This is a genomic window from Neisseria sp. P0008.S002, assembly GCF_051962805.1.
GTDB classification, from domain to species: Bacteria; Pseudomonadota; Gammaproteobacteria; order Burkholderiales; family Neisseriaceae; genus Neisseria; species Neisseria perflava.
The window spans coordinates 21052-41996 of sequence record NZ_JBQCUY010000001.1 but is presented as its reverse complement, the minus strand read 5'-3'; the positions used below and the strand labels follow the sequence as shown (position 1 = coordinate 41996).

At 50.4% G+C, this 20945-nt stretch carries 22 protein-coding genes; 6 read left to right on the top strand and 16 right to left on the bottom strand.

Annotated elements, in window-relative coordinates; genetic code table 11:
- Positions 1-19: 19 nt before the first annotated feature.
- The 4 genes from ACTHSA_RS00205 to ACTHSA_RS00190 form a co-directional block, all read right to left on the bottom strand.
- The gene (locus ACTHSA_RS00205; RefSeq protein ID WP_049335898.1) at positions 20-1315 is read right to left on the bottom strand and encodes an NAD(P)/FAD-dependent oxidoreductase; all 1296 of its coding nucleotides are present in this window, start codon (positions 1313-1315) and stop codon (positions 20-22) included.
- A gap of 148 nt (positions 1316-1463) precedes the next feature.
- On the bottom strand, positions 1464-2351 hold the full coding sequence (locus ACTHSA_RS00200; protein WP_003679574.1) for an ABC transporter permease subunit: 888 nt from the start codon (positions 2349-2351) through the stop codon (positions 1464-1466).
- Positions 2351-3316 carry an ABC transporter permease subunit gene (locus ACTHSA_RS00195; protein ID WP_049335897.1) on the bottom strand — a complete coding sequence of 322 codons (966 nt, stop codon included), beginning with the start codon at positions 3314-3316 and terminating at the stop codon, positions 2351-2353. The genes ACTHSA_RS00200 and ACTHSA_RS00195 overlap by 1 nt, the downstream gene beginning before the upstream one ends.
- A gap of 15 nt (positions 3317-3331) precedes the next feature.
- Positions 3332-4456, bottom strand: a complete 1125-nt coding sequence (locus ACTHSA_RS00190; protein ID WP_049335895.1) for an ABC transporter ATP-binding protein — start codon at positions 4454-4456, stop codon at positions 3332-3334.
- Positions 4457-4932: 476 nt separating this feature from the next.
- Between ACTHSA_RS00190 and radC the strand changes: the two genes are divergently transcribed.
- Positions 4933-5607 (top strand): RadC family protein, encoded by a 675-nt coding sequence (radC, locus tag ACTHSA_RS00185; protein WP_039862480.1) that lies wholly within the window; start codon positions 4933-4935, stop codon positions 5605-5607.
- A 59-nt stretch (positions 5608-5666) separates the two neighbouring features.
- Here radC and ACTHSA_RS00180 read toward each other — a convergent pair whose 3' ends face one another.
- The 4 genes from ACTHSA_RS00180 to ACTHSA_RS00165 all read right to left on the bottom strand — a co-directional run bounded on the left by ACTHSA_RS00180 (position 5667) and on the right by ACTHSA_RS00165 (position 10510).
- The gene (locus ACTHSA_RS00180) at positions 5667-5945 is read right to left on the bottom strand and encodes an NF038104 family lipoprotein (RefSeq protein WP_004520788.1); all 279 of its coding nucleotides are present in this window, start codon (positions 5943-5945) and stop codon (positions 5667-5669) included.
- Positions 5933-6265 (bottom strand): hypothetical protein, encoded by a 333-nt coding sequence (locus ACTHSA_RS00175; RefSeq protein ID WP_440378778.1) that lies wholly within the window; start codon positions 6263-6265, stop codon positions 5933-5935. The genes ACTHSA_RS00180 and ACTHSA_RS00175 overlap by 13 nt, the downstream gene beginning before the upstream one ends.
- 148 nt (positions 6266-6413) lie before the next feature.
- Entirely contained in the window at positions 6414-7157 is a 744-nt protein-coding gene (gene aqpZ / locus ACTHSA_RS00170; protein ID WP_004520785.1) for an aquaporin Z, read from the bottom strand.
- Positions 7158-7462: 305 nt separating this feature from the next.
- Positions 7463-10510: a DNA translocase FtsK gene (locus tag ACTHSA_RS00165; protein ID WP_440378777.1), complete on the bottom strand. Its 3048-nt coding sequence runs from the start codon at positions 10508-10510 to the stop codon at positions 7463-7465.
- A gap of 164 nt (positions 10511-10674) precedes the next feature.
- Here ACTHSA_RS00165 and ACTHSA_RS00160 point away from each other — a divergent pair, with 164 nt between their 5' ends.
- Complete coding sequence (locus tag ACTHSA_RS00160) at positions 10675-11352, top strand: energy-coupling factor ABC transporter permease (protein ID WP_440367765.1); 678 nt, start codon at positions 10675-10677, stop codon at positions 11350-11352.
- An 81-nt stretch (positions 11353-11433) separates the two neighbouring features.
- Positions 11434-11793, top strand: a complete 360-nt coding sequence (locus ACTHSA_RS00155; protein WP_440367767.1) for a CrcB family protein — start codon at positions 11434-11436, stop codon at positions 11791-11793.
- Between the two features lie 76 nt (positions 11794-11869).
- Here ACTHSA_RS00155 and ACTHSA_RS00150 read toward each other — a convergent pair whose 3' ends face one another.
- The 5 genes from ACTHSA_RS00150 to ppx all read right to left on the bottom strand — a co-directional run bounded on the left by ACTHSA_RS00150 (position 11870) and on the right by ppx (position 16267).
- Complete coding sequence (locus ACTHSA_RS00150) at positions 11870-12559, bottom strand: suppressor of fused domain protein (RefSeq protein ID WP_101755607.1); 690 nt, start codon at positions 12557-12559, stop codon at positions 11870-11872.
- A gap of 112 nt (positions 12560-12671) precedes the next feature.
- Positions 12672-13298, bottom strand: a complete 627-nt coding sequence (locus ACTHSA_RS00145) for an NAD(P)H-hydrate epimerase (protein WP_315117829.1) — start codon at positions 13296-13298, stop codon at positions 12672-12674.
- Positions 13299-13320: 22 nt separating this feature from the next.
- Positions 13321-14235 (bottom strand): tRNA pseudouridine(55) synthase TruB, encoded by a 915-nt coding sequence (gene truB, locus ACTHSA_RS00140; RefSeq protein WP_440367770.1) that lies wholly within the window; start codon positions 14233-14235, stop codon positions 13321-13323.
- 64 nt (positions 14236-14299) lie between these two features.
- Positions 14300-14671, bottom strand: a complete 372-nt coding sequence (gene rbfA / locus ACTHSA_RS00135) for a 30S ribosome-binding factor RbfA (RefSeq protein ID WP_003685554.1) — start codon at positions 14669-14671, stop codon at positions 14300-14302.
- An 87-nt stretch (positions 14672-14758) separates the two neighbouring features.
- A complete protein-coding gene (gene ppx / locus ACTHSA_RS00130) occupies positions 14759-16267 on the bottom strand; it encodes an exopolyphosphatase (RefSeq protein WP_440367772.1) in 1509 nt (502 codons plus the stop codon).
- Positions 16268-16439: 172 nt separating this feature from the next.
- Between ppx and ACTHSA_RS00125 the strand changes: the two genes are divergently transcribed.
- The 3 genes from ACTHSA_RS00125 to ACTHSA_RS00115 all read left to right on the top strand — a co-directional run bounded on the left by ACTHSA_RS00125 (position 16440) and on the right by ACTHSA_RS00115 (position 19176).
- Positions 16440-17063, top strand: coding sequence for a lytic transglycosylase domain-containing protein (locus ACTHSA_RS00125; RefSeq protein WP_003746174.1), 624 nt, complete (start codon positions 16440-16442; stop codon positions 17061-17063).
- 201 nt (positions 17064-17264) lie between these two features.
- Positions 17265-18647: an MFS transporter gene (locus ACTHSA_RS00120; RefSeq protein WP_070461587.1), complete on the top strand. Its 1383-nt coding sequence runs from the start codon at positions 17265-17267 to the stop codon at positions 18645-18647.
- A gap of 1 nt (position 18648) precedes the next feature.
- Positions 18649-19176 (top strand): single-stranded DNA-binding protein, encoded by a 528-nt coding sequence (locus ACTHSA_RS00115; protein ID WP_440367554.1) that lies wholly within the window; start codon positions 18649-18651, stop codon positions 19174-19176.
- 78 nt (positions 19177-19254) lie between these two features.
- Here ACTHSA_RS00115 and ACTHSA_RS00110 read toward each other — a convergent pair whose 3' ends face one another.
- The 3 genes from ACTHSA_RS00110 to ftsB all read right to left on the bottom strand — a co-directional run bounded on the left by ACTHSA_RS00110 (position 19255) and on the right by ftsB (position 20941).
- On the bottom strand, positions 19255-19962 hold the full coding sequence (locus ACTHSA_RS00110; RefSeq protein ID WP_440367556.1) for an SIMPL domain-containing protein: 708 nt from the start codon (positions 19960-19962) through the stop codon (positions 19255-19257).
- A 111-nt stretch (positions 19963-20073) separates the two neighbouring features.
- Positions 20074-20565 (bottom strand): DUF1841 family protein, encoded by a 492-nt coding sequence (locus ACTHSA_RS00105; protein ID WP_063068729.1) that lies wholly within the window; start codon positions 20563-20565, stop codon positions 20074-20076.
- 100 nt (positions 20566-20665) lie between these two features.
- The gene (gene ftsB, locus ACTHSA_RS00100) at positions 20666-20941 is read right to left on the bottom strand and encodes a cell division protein FtsB (RefSeq protein ID WP_440378776.1); all 276 of its coding nucleotides are present in this window, start codon (positions 20939-20941) and stop codon (positions 20666-20668) included.
- Positions 20942-20945: the final 4 nt, after the last annotated feature.

Here is a 20945-nt window from a genome sequence, read left to right as displayed (position 1 = left end):
ATATGTTTGTTGCTTGGATTTAGTGGCTGTCTTTCCATTGATAGTATTTTGAGCCGAGGAAAGAGCCGAGTTTGCGCAGGAAAGGCTGGGTAATGATGTTGCTGTGGCGCAGTTGCTCAAAAGGTTTCAGACGGCCCTCATCTCCCATGATGGCCTCGGCAATTGCCAAGCCGGCAATGCCGGTAATCGCCATGCCGTGTCCGGAATAGCCTTGGGCGTAGAAAACGGTAGGGGCGAGGCGGCCGAAATGTGGGACGAGGTTGCGCGTAATGTCGCATTCGCCTCCCCAAGAATGCTCGATTCTGACATCGGCAAGTTGCGGGAAAACTTTCAACATGTCTTGGCGGACGAGTTCGGTCATGCGGTCTGGATCGTCGATAAACTCGTTGTCTTTGCCGCCGAAGAGCAGGCGGCCGTCGGCGCTGAGGCGGTAGTAATCGAGGACGTGGCGGTTGTCGCAGATGGCCATATTGTTACGGATCAGGTCTTTGGCACGCTCACCCAGAGGCTCGGTGGCAATGATAAAGGTGCTGACTGCAATGGCTTTTTGTTCCAATACTTTGAATTTCGGGTGTAAACCGGCATAAGTATTGACGGCATAAACGAGGTTTTTGCACTCGACGCTGCCATTAGGTGTATGAACCAGCCAGCCGTTATTGCATGGCTCGATACGCGTCATCGGGGATTGCTCAAAAAGTTGTGCGCCTGCATCGGCTGCCGCTTTGGCAATGCCTAGGGTGTAATTAAGCGGGTGCAAGTGACCGGATAAAGGATCAAATTGCGCGCCTTGATACATATCGCTGGCAAGTTGTTGCTTCAGCGTGGCTTTATCCCAAAGCTGGTAATGGCTTGCACCATAATGTTTTTGAGCGTGTTCGTGCCATTGCTGCAATTCTTCCCAATGCTGAGGACGGACGGCGACGGTAGCGTAGCCGCGTTGCCAATCGCATTGGATATTGTGTTTTTGAATGCGCGAGTCAACCAGTTCGACGGCTTGCAGGGATTGCTGCCAGAACCATTGTGCCTGTTCCAAGCCGACTTGTTTTTCGATTTCTTCCATGCCGCAGGCAAAGTCACTGATGACTTGTCCGCCGCTGCGACCTGATGCGCCGAAACCGATACGAGCGGCTTCAAGTACGATGACTTCATGGCCGTTTTCGGCAAGCGGTAGGGCGGTGCATAAGCCGGATAGGCCACCGCCGATAACGCAGGTTTCAGTTTTCAGACGGCCTTCAAGCGTCGGATAAGATGGATGGGGATTGGCCGTGCTGACATAGTAGGAAGGAAGGTATTCCTTGAAGCTGGGATTGATCATGATTTGAGCTTTAGGTTGGTTTTTACTTCATTGAAATTGGTTTTCAGACGGCCTTAAATGTGGGTTTAGGTTCAGGCCGTCTGAAAGGATAAGATGCAGTTAATAAAACAGGCTGTTCCGACACTTTATCGGACAGCCTGTCTGCATATTAGGCGGCTTTCTCGGCTGCCAATTTTTCTTGGCGGTAGGCTTCGGCAGCCTCGCGTTCCCGTTTGGTTGCCTGACGCATCATCCAGTAGTTAACAACAATAACCAGCGTACCGATGATACCGATCAGGATGGTTGCCAAAACGTTCATCTGAGGGTCAAGGCCGAGTTTGATTTTGGAGAAAATCACTTGCGGCAATGTCGATGAACCCGGGCCTGATAGGAAGGAGGTAATCACCAAGTCGTCCAAAGACAGGGTAATGCCCAAGAGGAAGCCTGAAGCAATCGCAGGGGCAATCAGCGGCAGGGTAATCACGAAGAAAATCTTCAGCGGACGGGCACCCAAGTCCATTGCAGCCTCTTCCAAGGATTGATCCAATTCCACCAGGCGCGAGCGGATAACGACGGTAATGTACGCCATGCAAAGTGTGGTGTGACCGAGGAAGATGGTGAAGAAACCGCGATCGAAGTATAGCGATTGCAGCAATTCGCTGCCTTGCAGGAACATTTGCACCTGAATAATCAACAGCAGCATGGACAAACCGGTAATCACATCAGGCATCACCATAGGCGCGGAAATCATACCGGCAAACAGGGTGCTGCCGCGGAAGCGCTTGATACGCGCCATAGCGTAACCAGCTAATGTGCCGAGTGCTACGGCGGCAAGTGAGGAAACAATGGCGATACGCAATGACAGCCAAGCTGCTTCCAAGATGGTGTCGTTTTCCATCAATGCGCCGTACCATTTGGTTGAGAAACCGCCCCAAACGGTAACCAGTTTGGATTCATTGAAAGAATAGATGACTAAAACTACCAGCGGAATATAGAGGAATGCCAGCGAGAGCAGGAGCATCAGTTTCAAGAACCAGGATAATTTGGTTTTCTGCATTATTTGCCTCCTTCTTCCAATTCGCGGTTTTCATAGTGCTGGAACAGGGCAATCGGTACAACCAGCAGGGCAACCATGACGACGGCGACAGCAGAAGCCAGCGGCCAGTTGTTTTGGTCGAAGAATGCCTGCCACAATACTTTACCAATCATCAGGTTTTCAGAACCGCCCACCAATTCAGGAATCACAAATTCACCGACGGCCGGAACGAAGACCAGCATAGAGCCTGCGATGATGCCTGTTTTGGATAAAGGCAGGGTAATGGTAAAGAACGATTTGATCGGACCTGCGCCCAAGTCGGAAGCGGCTTCGAGCAGGCGGTTGTCCAGTTTTACCAATTGTGTGTACAGCGGCAAAATCATAAACGGCAGATAGGCGTAAACCATCACCAAATTCAGCGAGAACGCATTGTAGAACAAGTCTAAAGGCTCGCTGATGATTCCATATTTGATTAAGAAATTATTGATGATGCCGTTGTGACCCAATAAGCCCATCCATGCGTAAACACGCAACAGGAAAGAGGTCCAGAAAGGTAGCATGATTGCCAACAGCAGGCCGTTGCGCGCAGCCGGATTGGCGCGTGAAATGGCATAAGCGGTCGGATAACCAATCAACAGGCAGATGATGGTCGTCGTCAGCGCGGTCTTAATCGAAGACCAGTAGGTCATCAGATAGATATTGCTGTTTTCACTGTCGCCAAACGGATTGAGCGTATTCCAAAAGTTTTGGAAGATGTCGGCGTAGTTCTGATAGCTGATGGCAATGTTCAGACGGCCTAAGTCTTCATCAATCGTCGTCAAAGGCGTAAATGGCGGAATGGCGATTTCTTGTTCGGCAAAGCTGATTTTCAAGACGATGGCGAACGGAATCAGAAACAGCACCAAGAGCCAAATATACGGTACGGCAATAACTGCACGCTGGCCGGGGCGGCGAAACAGTTTCTTTTTCAGTTTTTTAAGGTCCATTGCATTTCCCTCAAATTAACTGTACAGAGGTGTCGGTTGGTTTTCAGGCCAGCTGATATAGACGGTCTCGTCCCAAGTCGGCGGCGTAATGTTGCGCACATACCAATAAGGTGCGGGAACTTGGCTTTTGACGACACGGCCGTTGGCGAGTTTGATGTGGTAAATTGCGAAGCTGCCCAAGTAGGCAATTTCTTTAACCGTACCTTGGGCCCAGTTGTGCGCGCCCAAGTGTTCCGGTTTTTCTTTATGCAAATCAATGTCTTCAGGGCGGATGCTGATCCAGATTTCATGCTCGTTCGGAACGCCCAGACCGTGGTCGATGCGGACGTGGTTTTCCAAGCCGTCACATTTGACGATAGAGAAATCGGCGCGGTCGTCAATAACGACGCCGTCAAAAATATTGGTTTCGCCGATAAATTCAGCGGTAAAGCGACTGTTAGGGTAATCGTACACGTCGCTAGGCGTACCGACTTGGCGCAGTTGGCCGTCGGACATAATGGCGATACGGGTAGCCATCGTCATCGCTTCTTCTTGGTCGTGGGTAACCATGATACAGGTTACGCCGACTTGTTCCAGCGTGTTGACCAATTCCAGTTGGGTTTGTTGGCGCAGTTTTTTATCGAGTGCGCCCAAAGGTTCGTCAAGCAGCAGGATTTTAGGACGTTTCGCCAGGCTGCGTGCCAAAGCGATACGTTGTTGTTGGCCGCCGGAAAGTTGGTGCGGCTTGCGTTTGGCGTATTTGGTCATTTGCACCAGGCGCAGCATTTCTTCCACGCGGGCATCGATTTCGCCTTTAGGCATTTTGTCTTGTTTCAGACCGAAAGCGATATTTTGCTCAACGCTCATGTGCGGGAACAGGGCATAGCTTTGGAACATCATGTTGATTGGGCGCTCGTACGGAGCAAGCTTGGTAATGTCTTGGCCGTCGAGAATGATTTTGCCCTGATTTGGGCTTTCCATGCCTGCCAACATGCGCAGCAGCGTAGATTTGCCACTGCCTGAGCTGCCCAAAAGGGCAAAGATTTCATGTTGGTAAATGTCCAAGTCGATGTTATCGACAGCGTAATTGTCACCAAACTTTTTCACCAAGCCTTGGATTTGCAGATAAGGTTTGGCTGAAGACGCAGTGGTTGCGGTCATAATGGCAATACTCCAAAAAGAAAGACGAGTACCGGCAAAACGGATTTTCGAATGGGTGATAAAAAGCTGTTTGATTGCTGGCGGGAGCCGGACGGAGGCCGTCTGAAACTCTTGTAAAGCGCACGGGCAGCGTGGATAGAAAGCAGTTTAAGCCTAAGCTTTTGCTCTCGGCAAACTCGATATTATATTAGCCTAAGCCTCATAGGGGCAATATGAAATTGCTTGTATCGGCTGATTTGAAACAAATATGAAAGGAAAGGCAGGCAGGGGAACAGGATAGCGAAAATGGGTAACGTTGTTTTTCTGCACAAAGTGGCTTAATTGTTATTTATATGTCTTAAATAATTATTCAAAATAGAATAAAATACGCAAATTGCATTTATTTGCTAAAACCATAATGGATCACGTTTTATATCGGGAGAGGCGGGTTTGCTCAAAATTGAAACTAAATCCGCTATATAAATAAAAGGGAAAACATGAGTATCAAAGAATGGCCTGAAGGGGAACGGCCGCGCGAGAAGCTCTTGGCGCATGGTGCGGCGGCGTTGAGTGATGCGGAGTTGCTGGCGATTTTGTTGCGTGTCGGAACGCGCGGTATGAGCGCGGTCGATTTGGCTCGTTATTTGTTGAGCGAGTTTGGCAGTTTGGGGAAGCTGATGAGTGCGGATGCCAAAACACTCGCTGCTTATAAGGGCATGGGCTTGGCGAGCTATACTCAATTTGCAGTGGTCAAAGAAATCGGGCGGCGGATTTTGGGTGAGGATTTGCAGGAGCAGATGGTTCTGTCAAACCCGAAATCGGTTGCGGATTATCTGCGCCTGCATCTTGGGCATGAAAAAATCGAGGTCAGCGTTGCTTTGCTTCTCAACCGTCAAAATCAATTGATTGCGGTACGGGAATTGTCGCGTGGTACGGTGGCGGAAAACACGGTTTATATCCGTGAAATCGTCAAATTGGCATTGGATGAATACGCCGACAGTTTGATTTTGGCACACAATCATCCGGGTGGTTCGGGAAGGCCGTCTGAATCTGATGTGCAGTTTACAGAGCGTTTGAAACAGGCTTTAAGTTTGGTCGATATTACGCTGTTGGACCATTTTATCGTGACGGCAAAAGAAACCTGCTCTTTGCGCGAACAGGGCTATATGTAAGGATGAATGTTCAGACGGCCTCAGTAGGATTGGTTACCTTACTGAGGCCGTCTAAAGGATTATTGCGCTACTTCGTCGGATGAATCTTCCTTATAGACGATTTCTTCCGATTTTGGCTTTTCTTTGCTCTTTTCCTTCTCTTTTTCTTTATCCTTGTCTTTTTTACTGTCGGGAATGGCGGCATCAATCACTGCCCCCGTTCCTTTGACGACCAATTTTCCGGCAGTCAGGACGGTTGTGGCAGCCAAATCGACAGCCGCGCCTATAACGCAGCCGTTAAGCGTCAGACAAAGGGCAAGTGCCGGAAGCAGGCGTTTTGTGCATCTCAATGACTGCATCCGCAGTGTCCTTCATGATGATGGCCGCATCCGAGTGCTTCTTGCCAAGCATCATCATCGCCGTCAAATTCTTCAACTTCGTCAAATTCGCCGTTTTCTACCATGCTTACCAGCTCTTCCAGGCTTTCTGCGCCTTCTACCCAAAAGCAGGGAATATCGGGTGGTGTGTCGGGGGCAAGCAGGGCGGCTTGCTGGTCGTGCCAGGCAATCCAATAGCCGTTTTGCGTTTGTACGAATACGGCATCGGGATGAATGGTTTCCTTTTCGGTATTGACAAGCATTCTGGCAGCGATATCGGTTTGAAAAGGTAAGGTTTGCATGATGGTTTGAGAATGTGGGAAAAGAAAATATTGTAACACGGCAAAAACAAACGCACCGTCTGAGGCAGGCGGTGCGTTTGTGTCTCGGCAACTTGGGTGCGGTCAGTTTAGAAGTGTCAGCCGCACCGGGAATGTCATTCCGTCAAGATTATTTGTCGTTGTTAGCCAAAACGAAGCGGTAAATAGCCGCGCCAACTGCTGCGCCGGCAATAGGAGCCAACCAGAACAACCACAGTTGTTCAACAGCCCAGCCACCTTGGAACAAGGCAACGCCGGTAGAACGTGCAGGGTTAACGGAAGTATTGGTCACAGGAATGCTGATCAAGTGAATCAGGGTCAGACCCAGGCCGATGGCGATAGGGGCAAAGCCGGCCGGAGCCAATTTGTCGGTAGAACCCATGATGATAATCAGGAAGAATGCGGTCAGTACGAATTCGATCAGCAAAGCAGCCATCATGTCGTAACCGTTAGGAGAGTGCTCGCCGAAACCGTTGCTGGCAAAGCCGGAAGCAACAGCATCAAAACCGGTTTTACCGGAAGCAATCAGATACAGAACGCCCGCGGCGGCAATCGCACCGATAACTTGGGATACGATGTAAGGCAACAGGTCTTTACCGTTGAAACGGCCGCCGATGAAAAGGCCGACGGAAACGGCAGGATTGAAGTGGCCGCCGGAAATGTGGCCGACGGCGTAAGCCATGGTCAGTACGGTCAAGCCGAATGCCAAGGCGACACCGGCAAAACCAATGCCAAGTTCAGGGTAGGCTGCTGCCAAAACTGCGCTGCCGCAGCCGCCGAATACCAGCCAGAAAGTGCCGAAAAATTCTGCAAAATATTTTTTCATTTGTTTTTCCTCGTAAAGGGTGGGGGTGTTGCCGAAGGCATGAATCATAATAATATTGCTTCTAATCGAAAAACGGATTTACCTGTTTTTTCCGGTCTTGACAAAAGGCAGTCTGAAAATGGCGACAAATGGATAGGGACATATATTTGGCAGGTCGAATTTTGATTATTGGGACTGGATTTATTTGATAGCGAAGCAAATGCCGTTAATGCAAAAGCATTTGTTTTTGTAAGAAATGCCGTTTACAGATTACTTATTTGCTTGTTTATTTAATTGGAATCTCTGAACCCATTATCTGATTAAAAAAGGCCGTCTGAAAACTTTTCAGACGGCCTTTTATTGATGGAGATAAGTTAATCTAAATGCTCACTGCTTTGCGCCAAGATGGTGCGGTTGCCATTGTTTTCCGCCGGGGAAACAATACCGTCGGCTTCCATTTGATCAATCAGGCGGGCAGCGCGGTTGTAGCCGATGCGCAGTTGGCGTTGGATATTGGAAATGCTGGCCTTACGCGATTTCAAGACAACGGAAACGGCTTCGTCATACATGGGGTCGAGGTCGCTGTCGTTGCTGCGGCTGGTGCTGGTAAAGTCCTCGGTCGAACCGCTGCTTAAAATATCGTCGATATAGTCAGGCGTGCTGAATTGTTTCAAGTATTCCACTACGCGGTGTACTTCGTTGTCTGATGCGAATGCGCCGTGTACACGTTGCGGATAGCCGGTACCGGGTGGCAGGAACAGCATATCGCCTTGACCGAGCAAGTTTTCCGCACCCATTTGGTCAAGAATCGTGCGGCTGTCGATTTTGCTGGACACTTGGAAGGCAATGCGTGTCGGAATATTGGCTTTAATAAGTCCGGTAATGACATCCACGCTTGGGCGTTGGGTGGCAAGAATCAAATGGATGCCGGCTGCGCGTGCTTTTTGGGCAAGACGGGCAATCAGCTCTTCGATTTTCTTGCCTGCAGTCATCATCAGATCGGCAAACTCATCTACCACGACCACGATAAACGGCAGTTTCTCCAATGGTTCAGGATTTTCAGGCGTGAGGCTGAACGGGCTGCCGATTTTTTCGCCACGAGCGGCGGCTTCGGCAATTTTTTGGTTGAAGCCGGCAAGGTTGCGCACGCCCATAAAGCTCATCAGGCGGTAGCGTTTTTCCATTTCGTTGACGCACCAGTTCAGCGCGTTTGCGGCCAGCTTCATATCGGTTACGACAGGGGCGAGCAGGTGAGGAATGCCTTCGTAAATGCTTAATTCCAGCATTTTCGGGTCAATCATAATCATGCGCACGTCTTCAGGCGTTGCTTTGAAGAGCATGGACAGAATCATGGCATTCACACCCACGGATTTACCCGAACCGGTCGTACCGGCAACCAGCAGATGCGGCGCTTTGGCCAAGTCGGTGACGACAGGCTGGCCGGTGATGTCTTGGCCGAGTGCGAGGGTCAGTTTGGATTTGGACTCGGTAAATGCAGGCGAATTGAAGATTTCGCTCAGGCGGATCATTTGGCGTTTCGGATTAGGCAATTCCAAGCCCATGCAGGTTTTGCCTGGGATAGTTTCCACCACGCGGATGGAAGCCACGCCAAGCGAGCGCGCCAAGTCTTTTTCAAGGTTCAAAACGGCACTGCCGCGTACACCGACATCAGGCTCAATCTCATAACGCGTAATGACCGGGCCGGAATAGGAGTCCATCACTTTGACTTTAACTTTGAACTCGGCCAGTTTTTCTTCGATGGTAATGCTGTTTTCCAGCAACTGTTCTTCAGTTTGCGAGGCGCTTGGGTCAAACTGCGGCGGCAGGAGCAGGGCAGTGGTCGGCAGGTGTGCCTCGGTCAGGGTTGCCGAAGTTGGAATAGCTATGCTTGGTGTATCTTCTTGAACGCTTGGTTCTACGCTTCGAACAGGCGTTTCAATGACTGTCTGTGTATATTCAGACGGCCTTGCGATTGTTTCAACAGGTTCAACAGGTTCAATCGTTTCAACCGCTTGAATCGCTTCTGTTTCCGCTTGTACAGGCGCTTCCGGCTCACCATCGAATTCTGTTTCTTCTTCCGCAGATTCGCTGATTAAATAATCGCGGATACTGCGTTCAGGCTGATTGCTAACATGCGCATTGACTTGCGAATCAAAAATCGGCACTTGGATTTTATGTTCGAAAGCAGGCGGCTCGGGGATATCAATCGGTGCAATCGAGGTTTGGAAAACGGGCGGCTCGGGAATATCGGTTTTCGCCATCGGGACAACCGGTACGGCAGGCGGCTCGACTACGGTTGCGTTTGGCGCGGCAGGTCGGGAGATATAAGGGGATTTTTTAACAGGCGCAGCCGGTTTTGGACGGGACGGCGTTGCCGATACGGCAGGTTGTGGTGCAACAGCTTCCGTGGCAGCTTGTTTGCGCGCCCATCTTTCGGCGGCCGCTTCGGTATGGCGAACTTGACGGCGCAGGCTGGCAGGACGGCTGATTTGTCCCAAATTGGCCAGAATTTCGTCATTTTCGATGGTGCGCGGAGAGTAGTCGCGCAATGGGGCGACGGCCGCAGCTAGTTTGTGGCGGGCGGCGGTGCGGCGGGCAAGGTTGTCGTGAATATCTTCCGCTTGGATTTCAGAAGGGAATGCCTGCATGGAAGTATAGGGGAGGATGGCTTCTTTTTCGGCAGTTCTTAAGGCCGTCTGAACGGTTTCGATATGCGGCGCATTGGCTTCTGCCACGCGGACATTATTGGCACGCGCCAAGGCACGCTCGCGTGTGCGGCGCAAGATAGGGTCGTTATAGTCGATGATTTCCATGCCGGTCATCGGCAGGGATGAAGCGCGCAACAATGGAGTTTCAACTTCGTCTTTGTAAATCGGCGTATTTTTTTCGGCCAAATGCTCGTTCCATTCCTCAACCGCTGCTTCATGCAGGGAACGTGTGGCTTCTTCTAATGTGATTTCTTCAAAATTGCTGTTTTGCACCAAAGACGGGCTGTATTCGGGCGTTTCCATTTGTGCAAACGGCGTGATTTTAGGAATACGTTCCGGTTTGGCAGATTTACGGGTTTTAGGCGCAGCTTTGATTTCTTCTTCGGTAGCTGCGATGTGTTCTGGCTCTTCGGCAACTGGATCTGCTGCGTGTTCTTCTGTTTCGGCGCGTTGCGTTTTATTGTGTTCGAGCGCGGAAAGCAGGCGGATGCGGGCGATTTTATGGTTGTCGGCAGTGCGTTTGTTCATGCTGAATAAACGTTTCAGGCTGTCCAGTTGGTCGGAAAAACCGACCGGGCTGTCTTCTTCGTTTATTTCTTCATCGCCACTGAGTCGGGCCAATTCTTGGCGCCATTTTTGCTCTTGTTTCTGGCGCCACCAGAACAAGCCGGCTATGACAGCCAGCAGAATTAAAGCCAATATTGTCCAAAGCATGCGTCCATCCCCTTAATTAAACGGCAAAGTCCGTTATTCTAACGCTTTTTTCGGGTAAACAAAACCAGCCGAAACAAGCTTTAACGGCAAAGGCAGACAGGATTGTCAAAGCTATGGCTTGAGACGCGTATAATAGGCCGTCTGAACATTTTGCGGATGAAATGATGATTTTTCAAAACGGATGGTTTCCCGTTGGTGTTGTGATGGCGGCATGGCCTGTGTTGCTGGTGATTTTTGCTTTGTGTGCAAAGCAGGCATGGGTGTCGGTATCGCAGCATCGTTCCGCTTTTTTGGTGGCTGCCGTGATGTTGCCGCTGGCTTGGAGTTTGAATGCCTCTCCTGAAAGCGGACAACTGGCCGGAATGAGCTATCATTTGCTTGCCTTAAACTTGATGGCTTTAATGCTGGGCACCTCTGCCGCATTCTGCCTTGGCGTATTGCTGTTTTTTCCGTATTTGTGGCTTTGGGGCGATTGGCATATGTTCCCCATCAACGCCTTGTCCGTATTGCTTCCGCCTTTGTTAGTGAACTTAGGTTTCCTCCATTGGGTGTCGCGTTTGCCTGCCAATATCTTTATCTTTATTTTTCTGAATGGTTTTTGGGCTGCGGCGGTCGGAATGGTGTTTACCGGCGTAATTTTGGTCGGTTTGTTGGACTGGGCGGATGTATTTGATACGACGGTATTATGGAAAACTGCTTTTCCTGTTTTCTTCTTAATCGCTTGGGCGGAGGCATTTTTGAGCGGTATTTCAACAGCTATTTTTATCGCGCTCAAGCCGCAATGGATTTGTACTTTCGATGACGACAGGTATTTGAAATCCGCGCCTAAGATTTGGCAATGAGATATGAGGGCATCCTTGCCTGGTTTTCAGACGGCCTAATGACCGGATGGCCTGTTTTTTGAATTGAATTTTTAACTTGTTATGTTTGCTTATATTTTTCCCATTGTTTGCGGTGCCGCTGTCGGAGCTGTATTGCGGTGGCTGTTTGGCTTGGTGCTGGTGTCTTCGGCGCCTTTTTCTATCGGTACATTGGCGGTAAACTGGCTGGGCGCGTTGCTGATCGGCGTATTGGCAGAACTCTTAACCGATCCGCAATGGCGTTTGCTTTGGATTACCGGCTTTCTCGGCAGCTTAACCACATTTTCAGGTTTTTCTGTGGAAATGGTTGGTTTAATGCAGGTGCAACGTTGGGGCATGGCTTTGATGGCGACCTGTCTGCATGTTTTCGGTTCGTTTGGTTTGACGGTGCTGGGGATTAAATTGGCGCAGATTTGGAAGTAAGTTGCTATTTTTTATTTGAAATATAAACCGAAGGCCGTCTGAAAATCTGTTTTCAGACGGCCTTTGGCTTTATCAATTAGGGTTGTACATAGCTTTTTGTACGCGCTAAATCGGTAATCAACAGTGGATTGTCTTTGCGCATCATATCGATCAGCTCTTGGCAACGTTTTGTTGTTGGATCTTGCCAGAGCCAGTCAAGCTCGGGCTGGGTAAGGCCGACTATCTGCAGAAATTGAACTTCACCGTTTGGTGTTTTGATAGCGGGCAGCTTGGGGTCTGGTGCGAAGGCTACGCCGACGATGGCGGTTTCTGTATCCATTCGGATAGGGTCGTTAGTTGAAGTAAAGTGATAGGCTTCAAACCAGTTACCACTTTCAAAAACGTAACGGCCAAGATTATTCATTAGATTAATTGCCCAGTAAGGCTCGTGTTTGGTGTTGTAGCCAGAATCCGGATCCTGATCGTAAGGGGGAGTACGGAAGGTAAATTCAAATCCCCATTTACTGTAATCTGCACCGGCAAGTTCTGGATTAAAGTAAAGTTCGCTCATGCCGTAGGAAACAATGTGGCGATGGAAGGTTTGCTCTTCGCAATCATAAATACTACTGCCGTCTAATGGGTCATCACCACCTAGAATGTATTTGATAATAGAGCCGTAATGACGAGGTTTGATATCACCATAAAGTGCTTTAAGCGCAGTATCGATAGCTTCCCAGCCGACAGCCTGATCTTCTTTAAAAGTTTGGCGGTATTCTTGTTCGTTCATTGTCTGTTTCCGTGTCGTTGATAATTTAGTCGTAAATTAATTGGCGTGTTTCTTTTAGAATGTGTTGTTTCTAAAAATAAAGCGATTTAAATATGACGTCTTATTTGCTTTTTTAATCAATGCCAATAGGCAAACAGACGGTTTCTTGACAATAGGTTTTGCCGAATTCGCTTAAATGCGCCGGTTTGTAGGCGGCAAAGGTGTAGGTCAGGTCTGCGCGGAATGTGTCGGGATCGGCTTCGGCGGTGTCGCAGTTGAGGCCGGTGGGAATATCGAGGGCGACTTTCAGGCCGTCTGAATGATTGAGTTGGCGGCAGAGGGCGGCGATTTCGGTTGGAAGTGCGCCGCTGAAGCCTGTGCCGAATATGCCTTCGATAATGATGTCGTAACCGTTTTTTAGACGGCCTTCCAGTTCTTGTACGGATATCAATTCAATATGGGGCAAACCGTTGAGGCGTTCGCGATTGGTTTGAGCTAAAGGGGAGAGGTTTTCTCCGAGTGAAAACAGAATATCGATGTGCCAACCTTGCGCCTGCATATATCTTGCCATGACTAAGCCGTCGCCGCCGTTGTTGCCTTTGCCGCAAACAATCAGGGCGCGTCCGGCTTGAGGATGACGCTGCATGAGGTCTTGGGCGGCAGAGCTACCGGCGTTTTCCATTAGTTGGTCGAAGCTCGTGCCTTTATCGACGGCTGCTTGTTCGCGTTCGCGCATTTGGGTGGCGGTATAGACTTTCATGATCGGCTCTCTTTGCAGGAAGTTATTGGTCGGCGGTATTCATCAGGCGCAAGGCTTTCAGACGGCCTATTTCTTTTTGATATTCCACCAGCCCGATAAATGTGCCGTCTCGGTTGTACACACGGATGGGCTGCTCGGCGGAAATGTCTTCGCTGAACTGGGGGCGCTGGCCGTGTTTGAGCATGGTAACGGCGTAGTCGTTTAGCTCAAGTTTGGGGAAATGTTGCACCAAGACATCGCAAGGCAGCAGCAGGGTATCGCGTTCGGCTTCGTCCAATTCTGCCAAGGCTTCGAGCGTGTGGCTTTGGTTAATGGTAAAGCCGGCGGTTTCGGTACGGCGTAGGGCGGTCAGGTGGGCGAATGTGCCGATGTGTTTGGCGATGTCTTCGCTGAGGGTGCGGATATAAGTGCCCTTGCTGCAGCGTACGTCTATCACGGCTTTGGGTGCATCAAATTCAGTGATATCAATGGAGTAGATGGTGATATCGCGCGCTTTGCGTTCGATAACGATGCCTTTGCGTGCGTATTCGTATAGCGGTTTGCCTTCGTGCTTGAGGGCGGAAAACATGGGCGGAACTTGGCGGATATCGCCCGTTAAGGCTTGGCAGGCCGTCTGAAATTCGGACAATGAAATATCGGCGCGTGCGGTGGCGATGATTTCGCCTTCTGCATCGCCCGTGCTGCTGGCTTCGCCCAGTTTCAGCGTGGCGGTATAGGCTTTGTCGGCATCAATCAGGTATTGGGCGAACTTGGTCGCCTCGCCGAAACAAACAGGCAAAAGCCCTGTGGCCAAAGGATCGAGTACGCCGGTATGCCCGGCTTTTTCGGCACGGAACAAACGCCGCGCTTTTTGCAGCGCGGTGTTGCTGGAAAGGCCTTCAGGTTTGTCGAGGAGAAGAACGCCGTTGACCGGGCGTTTGGTGGGTTTGGTTGTCATATCGGGTAGGGGGTAATGTTCAGGCCGTCTGAAAGCATTCAGACGGCCTGTGTGTTTTAATCAATCAGTCTTCAACCGGTTTTTCCGCCGCCACTTGGTCGATCAAGCTGGAAATGCTCATGCCGCGTTCGAGTGATTCGTCGTATTTGAAGTGCAGCTCGGGCGTTTTGAAGAGTTTGATGCGTTTGGCCAATTCGCTGCGCAAATGGCCTTTGGCGTGTTCCAAAGCTTCTTCGGTGATGTCGCGTGTGCTGTCGTCGAGGACGGTGTAGAACACGGTTGCGTGGCTGTAATCGCGGGTAACTTCGACTTCGTTGATGGTGATGAAGCCTGCGCGCGGGTCTTTCAGGCCGGTGCGGACGAGTTCGGCCAGTTCGCGCATGATTTGTTCTTTGACACGGTCTTGGCGGGCGTAGCCGCGTTGGGGTTTTCTCATGGTTTTCCTTGATGTATGGCAGGCTGTCGTTTTCAGACGGCCTGCGGTTTGGATTTTGAATAGCTGCCTATTATAACGGAGCGCGGTTTATTGTGCTTGAACCGAGAAAGGCATATCGATTTTTTGCCATTGCGCGCTTTCGTAGTCCAGCGCATCGGCGATGAGGGGGTGTTGCTCCAGCCATTGGGCGTTGATGCGCAAGATGAAGCTGTGGTTGCTTTCATCTATGCGAAGCTGGGTTTGCGGCGGCAAATCGAGCGGCAGGCGCGAGCGGCAGAAGAGGGCGGCCAAACGCAGGGACAATACGGCACACCACATGATTTCGTTGTCGCCGATAATATCCGCCATTTTCTTGAGGTCGCCGCGATGGCCGATAACCAGTTGCGCCAAAATGGTTTGCTCTTTGCGTGAGAAGCCCGGCATATCGGCGTTTTCGAGAATGTAGGCAGAGTGTTTGTGATAGCCGGTATGGGCGATATCCAAACCGATTTCATGCAGACGGCCTGCGCGGCTGAGGTATTGGTTCCACAGGGCAAGCTCTTGAACGGTTACGTTTTTGGCGTGGCACAGGCTGTTCATGAAGGCTTGCGCGGTATCGGCAACACGTTTGGCTTGGTTGAGACTGACGTGGTAGCGTTTTTGGAACTCTGCCGTTGTTTGCTCGCGCATATCAACATTGAGGCTGCGGCCGATTAAGTCGTAGAACACGCCGTCGCGGAGGGCGGCTTCGGTAACGGTCATTTTAGTCAGCGAGAGTTCGTCGAAAGCGGCCATCATCACGGCCAATCCGCCCGCAAAAACTTCGACGCGTTCGGGTTTGAGGTTTTCAAATTTGGCTTTTTTAACCGAACCGGCTTCGATAATCCTATCGGCAAGATAACGCATGCCTTGGGCGGTAATGTCGGCTTCCTGCGGCAATTCGGCCACCAAAACGTCGCGTATGGATTTGGCCGAACCAGACGTGCCGATGGAGAAATCCCAACCGGTGCGTTTCATCAGTTTGCTGATGCGTTGGATTTCGATACGCGCGGCGGAAACGGCGGCTTGGAAATCTTTGGCGGTAATTTTGTTTTGGAAAAAGCGCATGCTGTACGTTACGCAGCCTAAAGGCAGGCTTTCTGTGGTCAGCGGTTGCAAATCCGAGCCGATGACAAATTCGGTCGAACCGCCGCCGATGTCGATAACCAGCATTTTGTCGCCTTTGGGCGGCAGGGTATGCACTACGCCGGTGTAAATCAGACGCGCTTCTTCGCGGCCGGCAATGACTTCGATGGGGAAACCCAGCGCCGCTTCGGCACGAGGCAGGAATTGGGCGATGTTTTTGGCGACGCGGAAAGTATTGGTGGCCACCACGCGCACGTTTTCAGGTTGGAATCCGCGCAGGCGTTCGCCGAATTTTGCCAAACATTCCAAGGCTTGTTCTTGAGAGGCTTCGCTCAGGTTTTTTTGTTCGTTCAAGCCGGCGGCAAAGCGTACCATTTGTTTGAAGGAGTCGATGACTTTCAGCTGGCCGTTGTTGTTTTCACAAATTTGCAGGCGGAAACTGTTGGAACCCAAATCGACGGAGGCTAAAACGTTGGCGGGAGTGGTGGTCATAAAAAATACCGCTTGATTAGAAAAACCTAAATGTTACTTGAGGCGGTATCACTTGACAATAAAAGGAATACAGCTCTTTGATTCTGCTCATAGATGTATTTTATAATGCTGATTTTAAGCAAATATATCAAAGGCCGTCTGAACTTTTCAGACGGCCTAAAAAGAGAAACACATGAAATCGGAAAACCAAGATTCCTTATTTTTATCGCGCCGCCGCCTGTTGCAAGTCGGCGGAGCCATGCTTTTGACGCCTGCGGCCGCTTGGGCGGGGGCGCAACGTGAAGAAACGCTGGCCGATGATGTGGCGTCCGTGATGCGCAGTTCGATCAATAGCGCCAGTCCTGCGCGGCTGGTGTTTACCGATGCAAGGGAAGGGGAGCGTTGGTTGGCGGCGATGTCTTCCCGATTGGCACGCTTTATTCCCGATGAAGGCGAGCGCCGCCGCCTGCTGATCAATATCCAATACGAAAGCAGCCGCGCCGGACTCAATACTCAAGTGATTTTGGGTTTGATTGAAGTGGAAAGCGCGTTTCGCCAATATGCCATCAGCGGCGTGGGTGCGCGCGGTTTGATGCAGGTGATGCCGTTTTGGAAAAACTATATCGGCAATCCGTCACACAACCTTTTCGACATCCGCACCAATCTGCGCTACGGCTGCACCATTCTGCGCCATTACAACAATATCGAAAAAGGCAATATTGTCCGCGCGTTGGCAAGGTTTAACGGCAGCTTGGGCAGCAACAAATATCCGAATGCTGTATTGGGCGCGTGGCGGAATAGATGGCAGTGGGGTTGATTCGGGATAAATGGGATAGGGCAGATGTTGCGTGATGTTGGTTTCTGTTGAAACCGTTTTATACCGGTGAAGCAGGTTTGCGATAAACGGCTTGCGATTTGACCCCATGCAATTCCTTTGAATCCTGTATAATCAGAAAATCTGTTAATTCACACTTTCAGACGGCCTTTCGCAAACTTAAGGCCGTCTGAAACATTATTTATGGCAAGAGATAACCGCATTCAAATGTTTCCGCACGAGTGGCGTGCCAGTACCACACTTTCCGGCGTTTACGCACTGCGTATGTTGGGGATGTTTTTGGTATTGCCTGTTTTGGCGATGTATGCCGCTTCGTTGCCCGGCGCAGAAAACAATAAAGCGCTGGTCGGTATGGCGATGGGCATTTACGGTCTGACACAGGCTTTGCTGCAGCTGCCTTTGGGCATGGCTTCCGATAAGTTCGGCCGTAAAAAAGTGATTTATGCCGGCCTGATTGTGTTTGCGGCGGGTAGTTTTTTGGCTGCAGTTGCCGACAGCCTGCAGATGTTGGTTGCCGCGCGTGCCATTCAAGGCGCGGGTGCCGTCAGTGCGGCGGTAACGGCTTTGCTGGCGGATTTGACCCGTAATGAAGTGCGGACGCGTGCGATGGCGATGATCGGCCTGAGTATCGGCTTGACCTTCTCCGTCAGCCTAGTGCTGGCACCGATGATTGCCAGCTTTATCGGCGTATCCGGCCTGTTTGCGCTGACCGGTATTCTGACTGTAATCAGTATCGGTGTGGTTGCGTGGATGACTCCTGATCCGGAAGTGTCAAAAATGCACGAAGACACGCAGGCGCAGCCTTCGCGTATGGGCGAGGTATTGAAAAACCGCCAACTGCTCAATCTCGACTTCGGTATTTTTGCTTTGCATGCGGCGCAAATGGCTTTATTTACCGCATTGCCGTTTGCCATGACGCAGTTGGGTTTGGAAAAAATCCATCACTGGCAAGTCTATCTGCCGTCAACCATTACCGGCCTGATTATTATGGTACCGCTGATTATCGTCGGCGAAACGCGCAACAAACTGAAACAAGTGTTTATCCTTGGTATCATCTGCATTGCCGCAGCGCAAATCGGTTTGCTGTTTGGAATGCACTCGGTCTGGTTGATTACCGCTTATCTGATTGTTTACTTTATTGGTTTCAATGTATTGGAAGCCAGCTTGCCGTCTATGGTGTCAAAAATTGCTCCGTCTGATTTGAAAGGCACGGCGATGGGCGTGTATAACACCATGCAGTCGGTCGGCTTGTTTGTCGGCGGCGCAACCGGTGGTTTATTGTTCCAAAAATACGGTTTTGTAGGCGTATTTGCCTTTTGTAGCGTATTGATGTTGCTGTGGCTGGTATTGGCAGTCATTTCGCCGGCACCGAAACCTGTCAAAAACCTCAGCTATCCGCTTAACGCTGAATGGCAACAAAATCCGGATTTGCTCTACCAAAAATTGACCGAAATTGAAGGCGTTGAAAGCATTAGCTTTAGCGCAGACAAACAAACCATTTATATCAAGGCCTTGCAAAAAGGATTCGACCAAGAGGCCGCCGAAAAAATTATCACAGGAGTGTAAAATGTCATTGAATAAAGTTATCCTCATCGGCCGCCTTGGCCGCGACCCGGAAGTCCGCTATATGCCCAACGGCGAGGCCGTCTGTAACTTCAGCGTTGCCACCAGCGAAACGTGGAACGACCGCAACGGCCAACGCGTAGAACGTACCGAATGGCACAACATCACCATGTACCGCAAACTCGCCGAAATCGCCGGTCAATACCTGCGTAAAGGCAGCCAAGTGTACCTGGAAGGCCGTATCCAAAGTCGTAAATACCAAGGCAAAGACGGCATCGAGCGCACCGCTTACGATATTATCGCCAACGAAATGAAAATGCTTGGCGGCCGCAACGACAACAGCGGCGGCGCACCATACGATGACGGCTACAACCAAGGCGGCCATTCAAGCCAAGGCAGTCACCAACAAGCGCCACAACAGCAATACCAATCTGCCCCAGCTCAAGAACCCCCAGCCGCCCCAGCCCGTCGTCCTGCTCCGGCACAACCGACCGCTCCGGTTGATGATATCGACGACGATATTCCATTTTAATCATTGAGCAATACAAAAGGCCGTCTGAAAAATATACTTTCAGACGGCCTTTAATTTAAAATGATTGAAAAGAAAATCCTACATTTGCACTGAGCCGCTGACGGTCAGGCTGATTTCTTCCGAACCAGGGGAGGCAGGTATGCCATCTTCTATTCCTGCAGCCATCTCTGCGACGGGGGCTGCCCGTAACATTTTGGCGCGGGCGAAATCGCCGCCGACTTGGCGGTTGCCGATATGGCCCAAGTTGAGTTTAACGATTTTGTAGCTGGAGAAGCCGAGTGTTTGGGCGAGGTTTTGGGCGCGGTCTTTGAAGCGCAGGATGACTGCTTTGCTCAGTTGGTCGACGGTTTCTTCGCGTTTTTCTTTGGATACGGAAAACGAGGAGCTTTCCAAAACGGCGATATTGATGCTGTCGGCAATCAGGCGGTTGAGTGCTTCAAAGTCTTTGCTTTCTACTTTGAAGTAGGCGTGTTCTTCCCAGCCGGTTTGGGTGCGTTTGCCGTTGGTGTATTGATAGCGTGGGGACGCGTTGCGCTCCATCAGCTCGGCTTTAAATTTGTTGTTTTGGGAGATTTTGTTGAACTGGTTGAATTTCTTCATGAAGGCTTGGTTGACGGCTTGACGGTCTTTGCCTTCTGCGTTGATGCTGAAATGCGCGGTCATGGTATCCCGTGGCACTTCCATGTTGGCGGATTCGGAAAATTCAACGATGTTGTAGTTGAGGCTTTCTGCTGCAACGGGCAGGGAGGCGGCTAGCAGTAGGGTGGTAAGGGTTGGGCGGAGCATTTTGTTTTCCTTGTAATGCGGATTTCAAAAAAGTAATTTAGCATGAAAGATGGAAATGTTGGCTTTGGCAAGCGTAAGGATTTGTATGGGTTGAGGCCGTCTGAAAAGAAGTTACTTTGTATCCATCAAGCCGACTTCATGGGGATTGAGGCGGGCTTTTTCTTCTTGGCCTAAGCCGACCAATTTCCGCAAGCGGGTCATGTAGGCATTGACGTCAAGGCCCCGTCCGTAGCGTTGTGCTTCCCAGATGGTTTCTGCTAAGGCTTCCATCATATCGTGTTCGGCTTTGACCCAGTCGCCGTTGTAACGGGCGCAAAGTTGTTGGTGGATGGCACGGATGCCCGGGGGCTGGTCGATGGCGCTTTGCTCTTGCAGGGAAAGGTGTAGCGACATATGCAGGAATGGGTTGCTTTCACCGTCTTCAGGCAGCCATTCTTTATCTAAATATTGTTCGATGTCTTCGAGATAGTGTCCGTATTCGGGATGGGCTTCGATGATGCGCAAAGCTTTTTGTTGCAGGCCGTCTAATTGGAGCGGCGCGAGCCTGTGTTGCCAGACGTGGGCAAAGAATCGGCGGACATCGTGGGTGTTTACGTCATACATGATGGGTGTGATTTGATTTTGGGATATGTGATTATATAGCGATTGCGATAAAAAAGGCCGTCTGAAAATTGAATCTCAGACGGCCTTTGTTTTGCAGGGTTTAGCGGCGGTCGATGATTCGGTAATACACTTCGCCTTCTTGGACATAGCCCAATTCGACACGGGCAATTTCGGCAATGGCCTCTTGTCCGTGTGCTAAGTCTTCAACTTCCGCATTGAGGAAATTGTTGCGTAAAGTGAGCGTTTGGTTTTTTTCCTCCTGACGGACGAGCTGCTCCTGCAATTCTTCCGTATGCCCGACGCTGCCTTTACCAAACCAAAGGCTGTACTGACAGCACAAAAGTGCGAAGGTTAAAACAAAAGTCACCCACTTCATACAA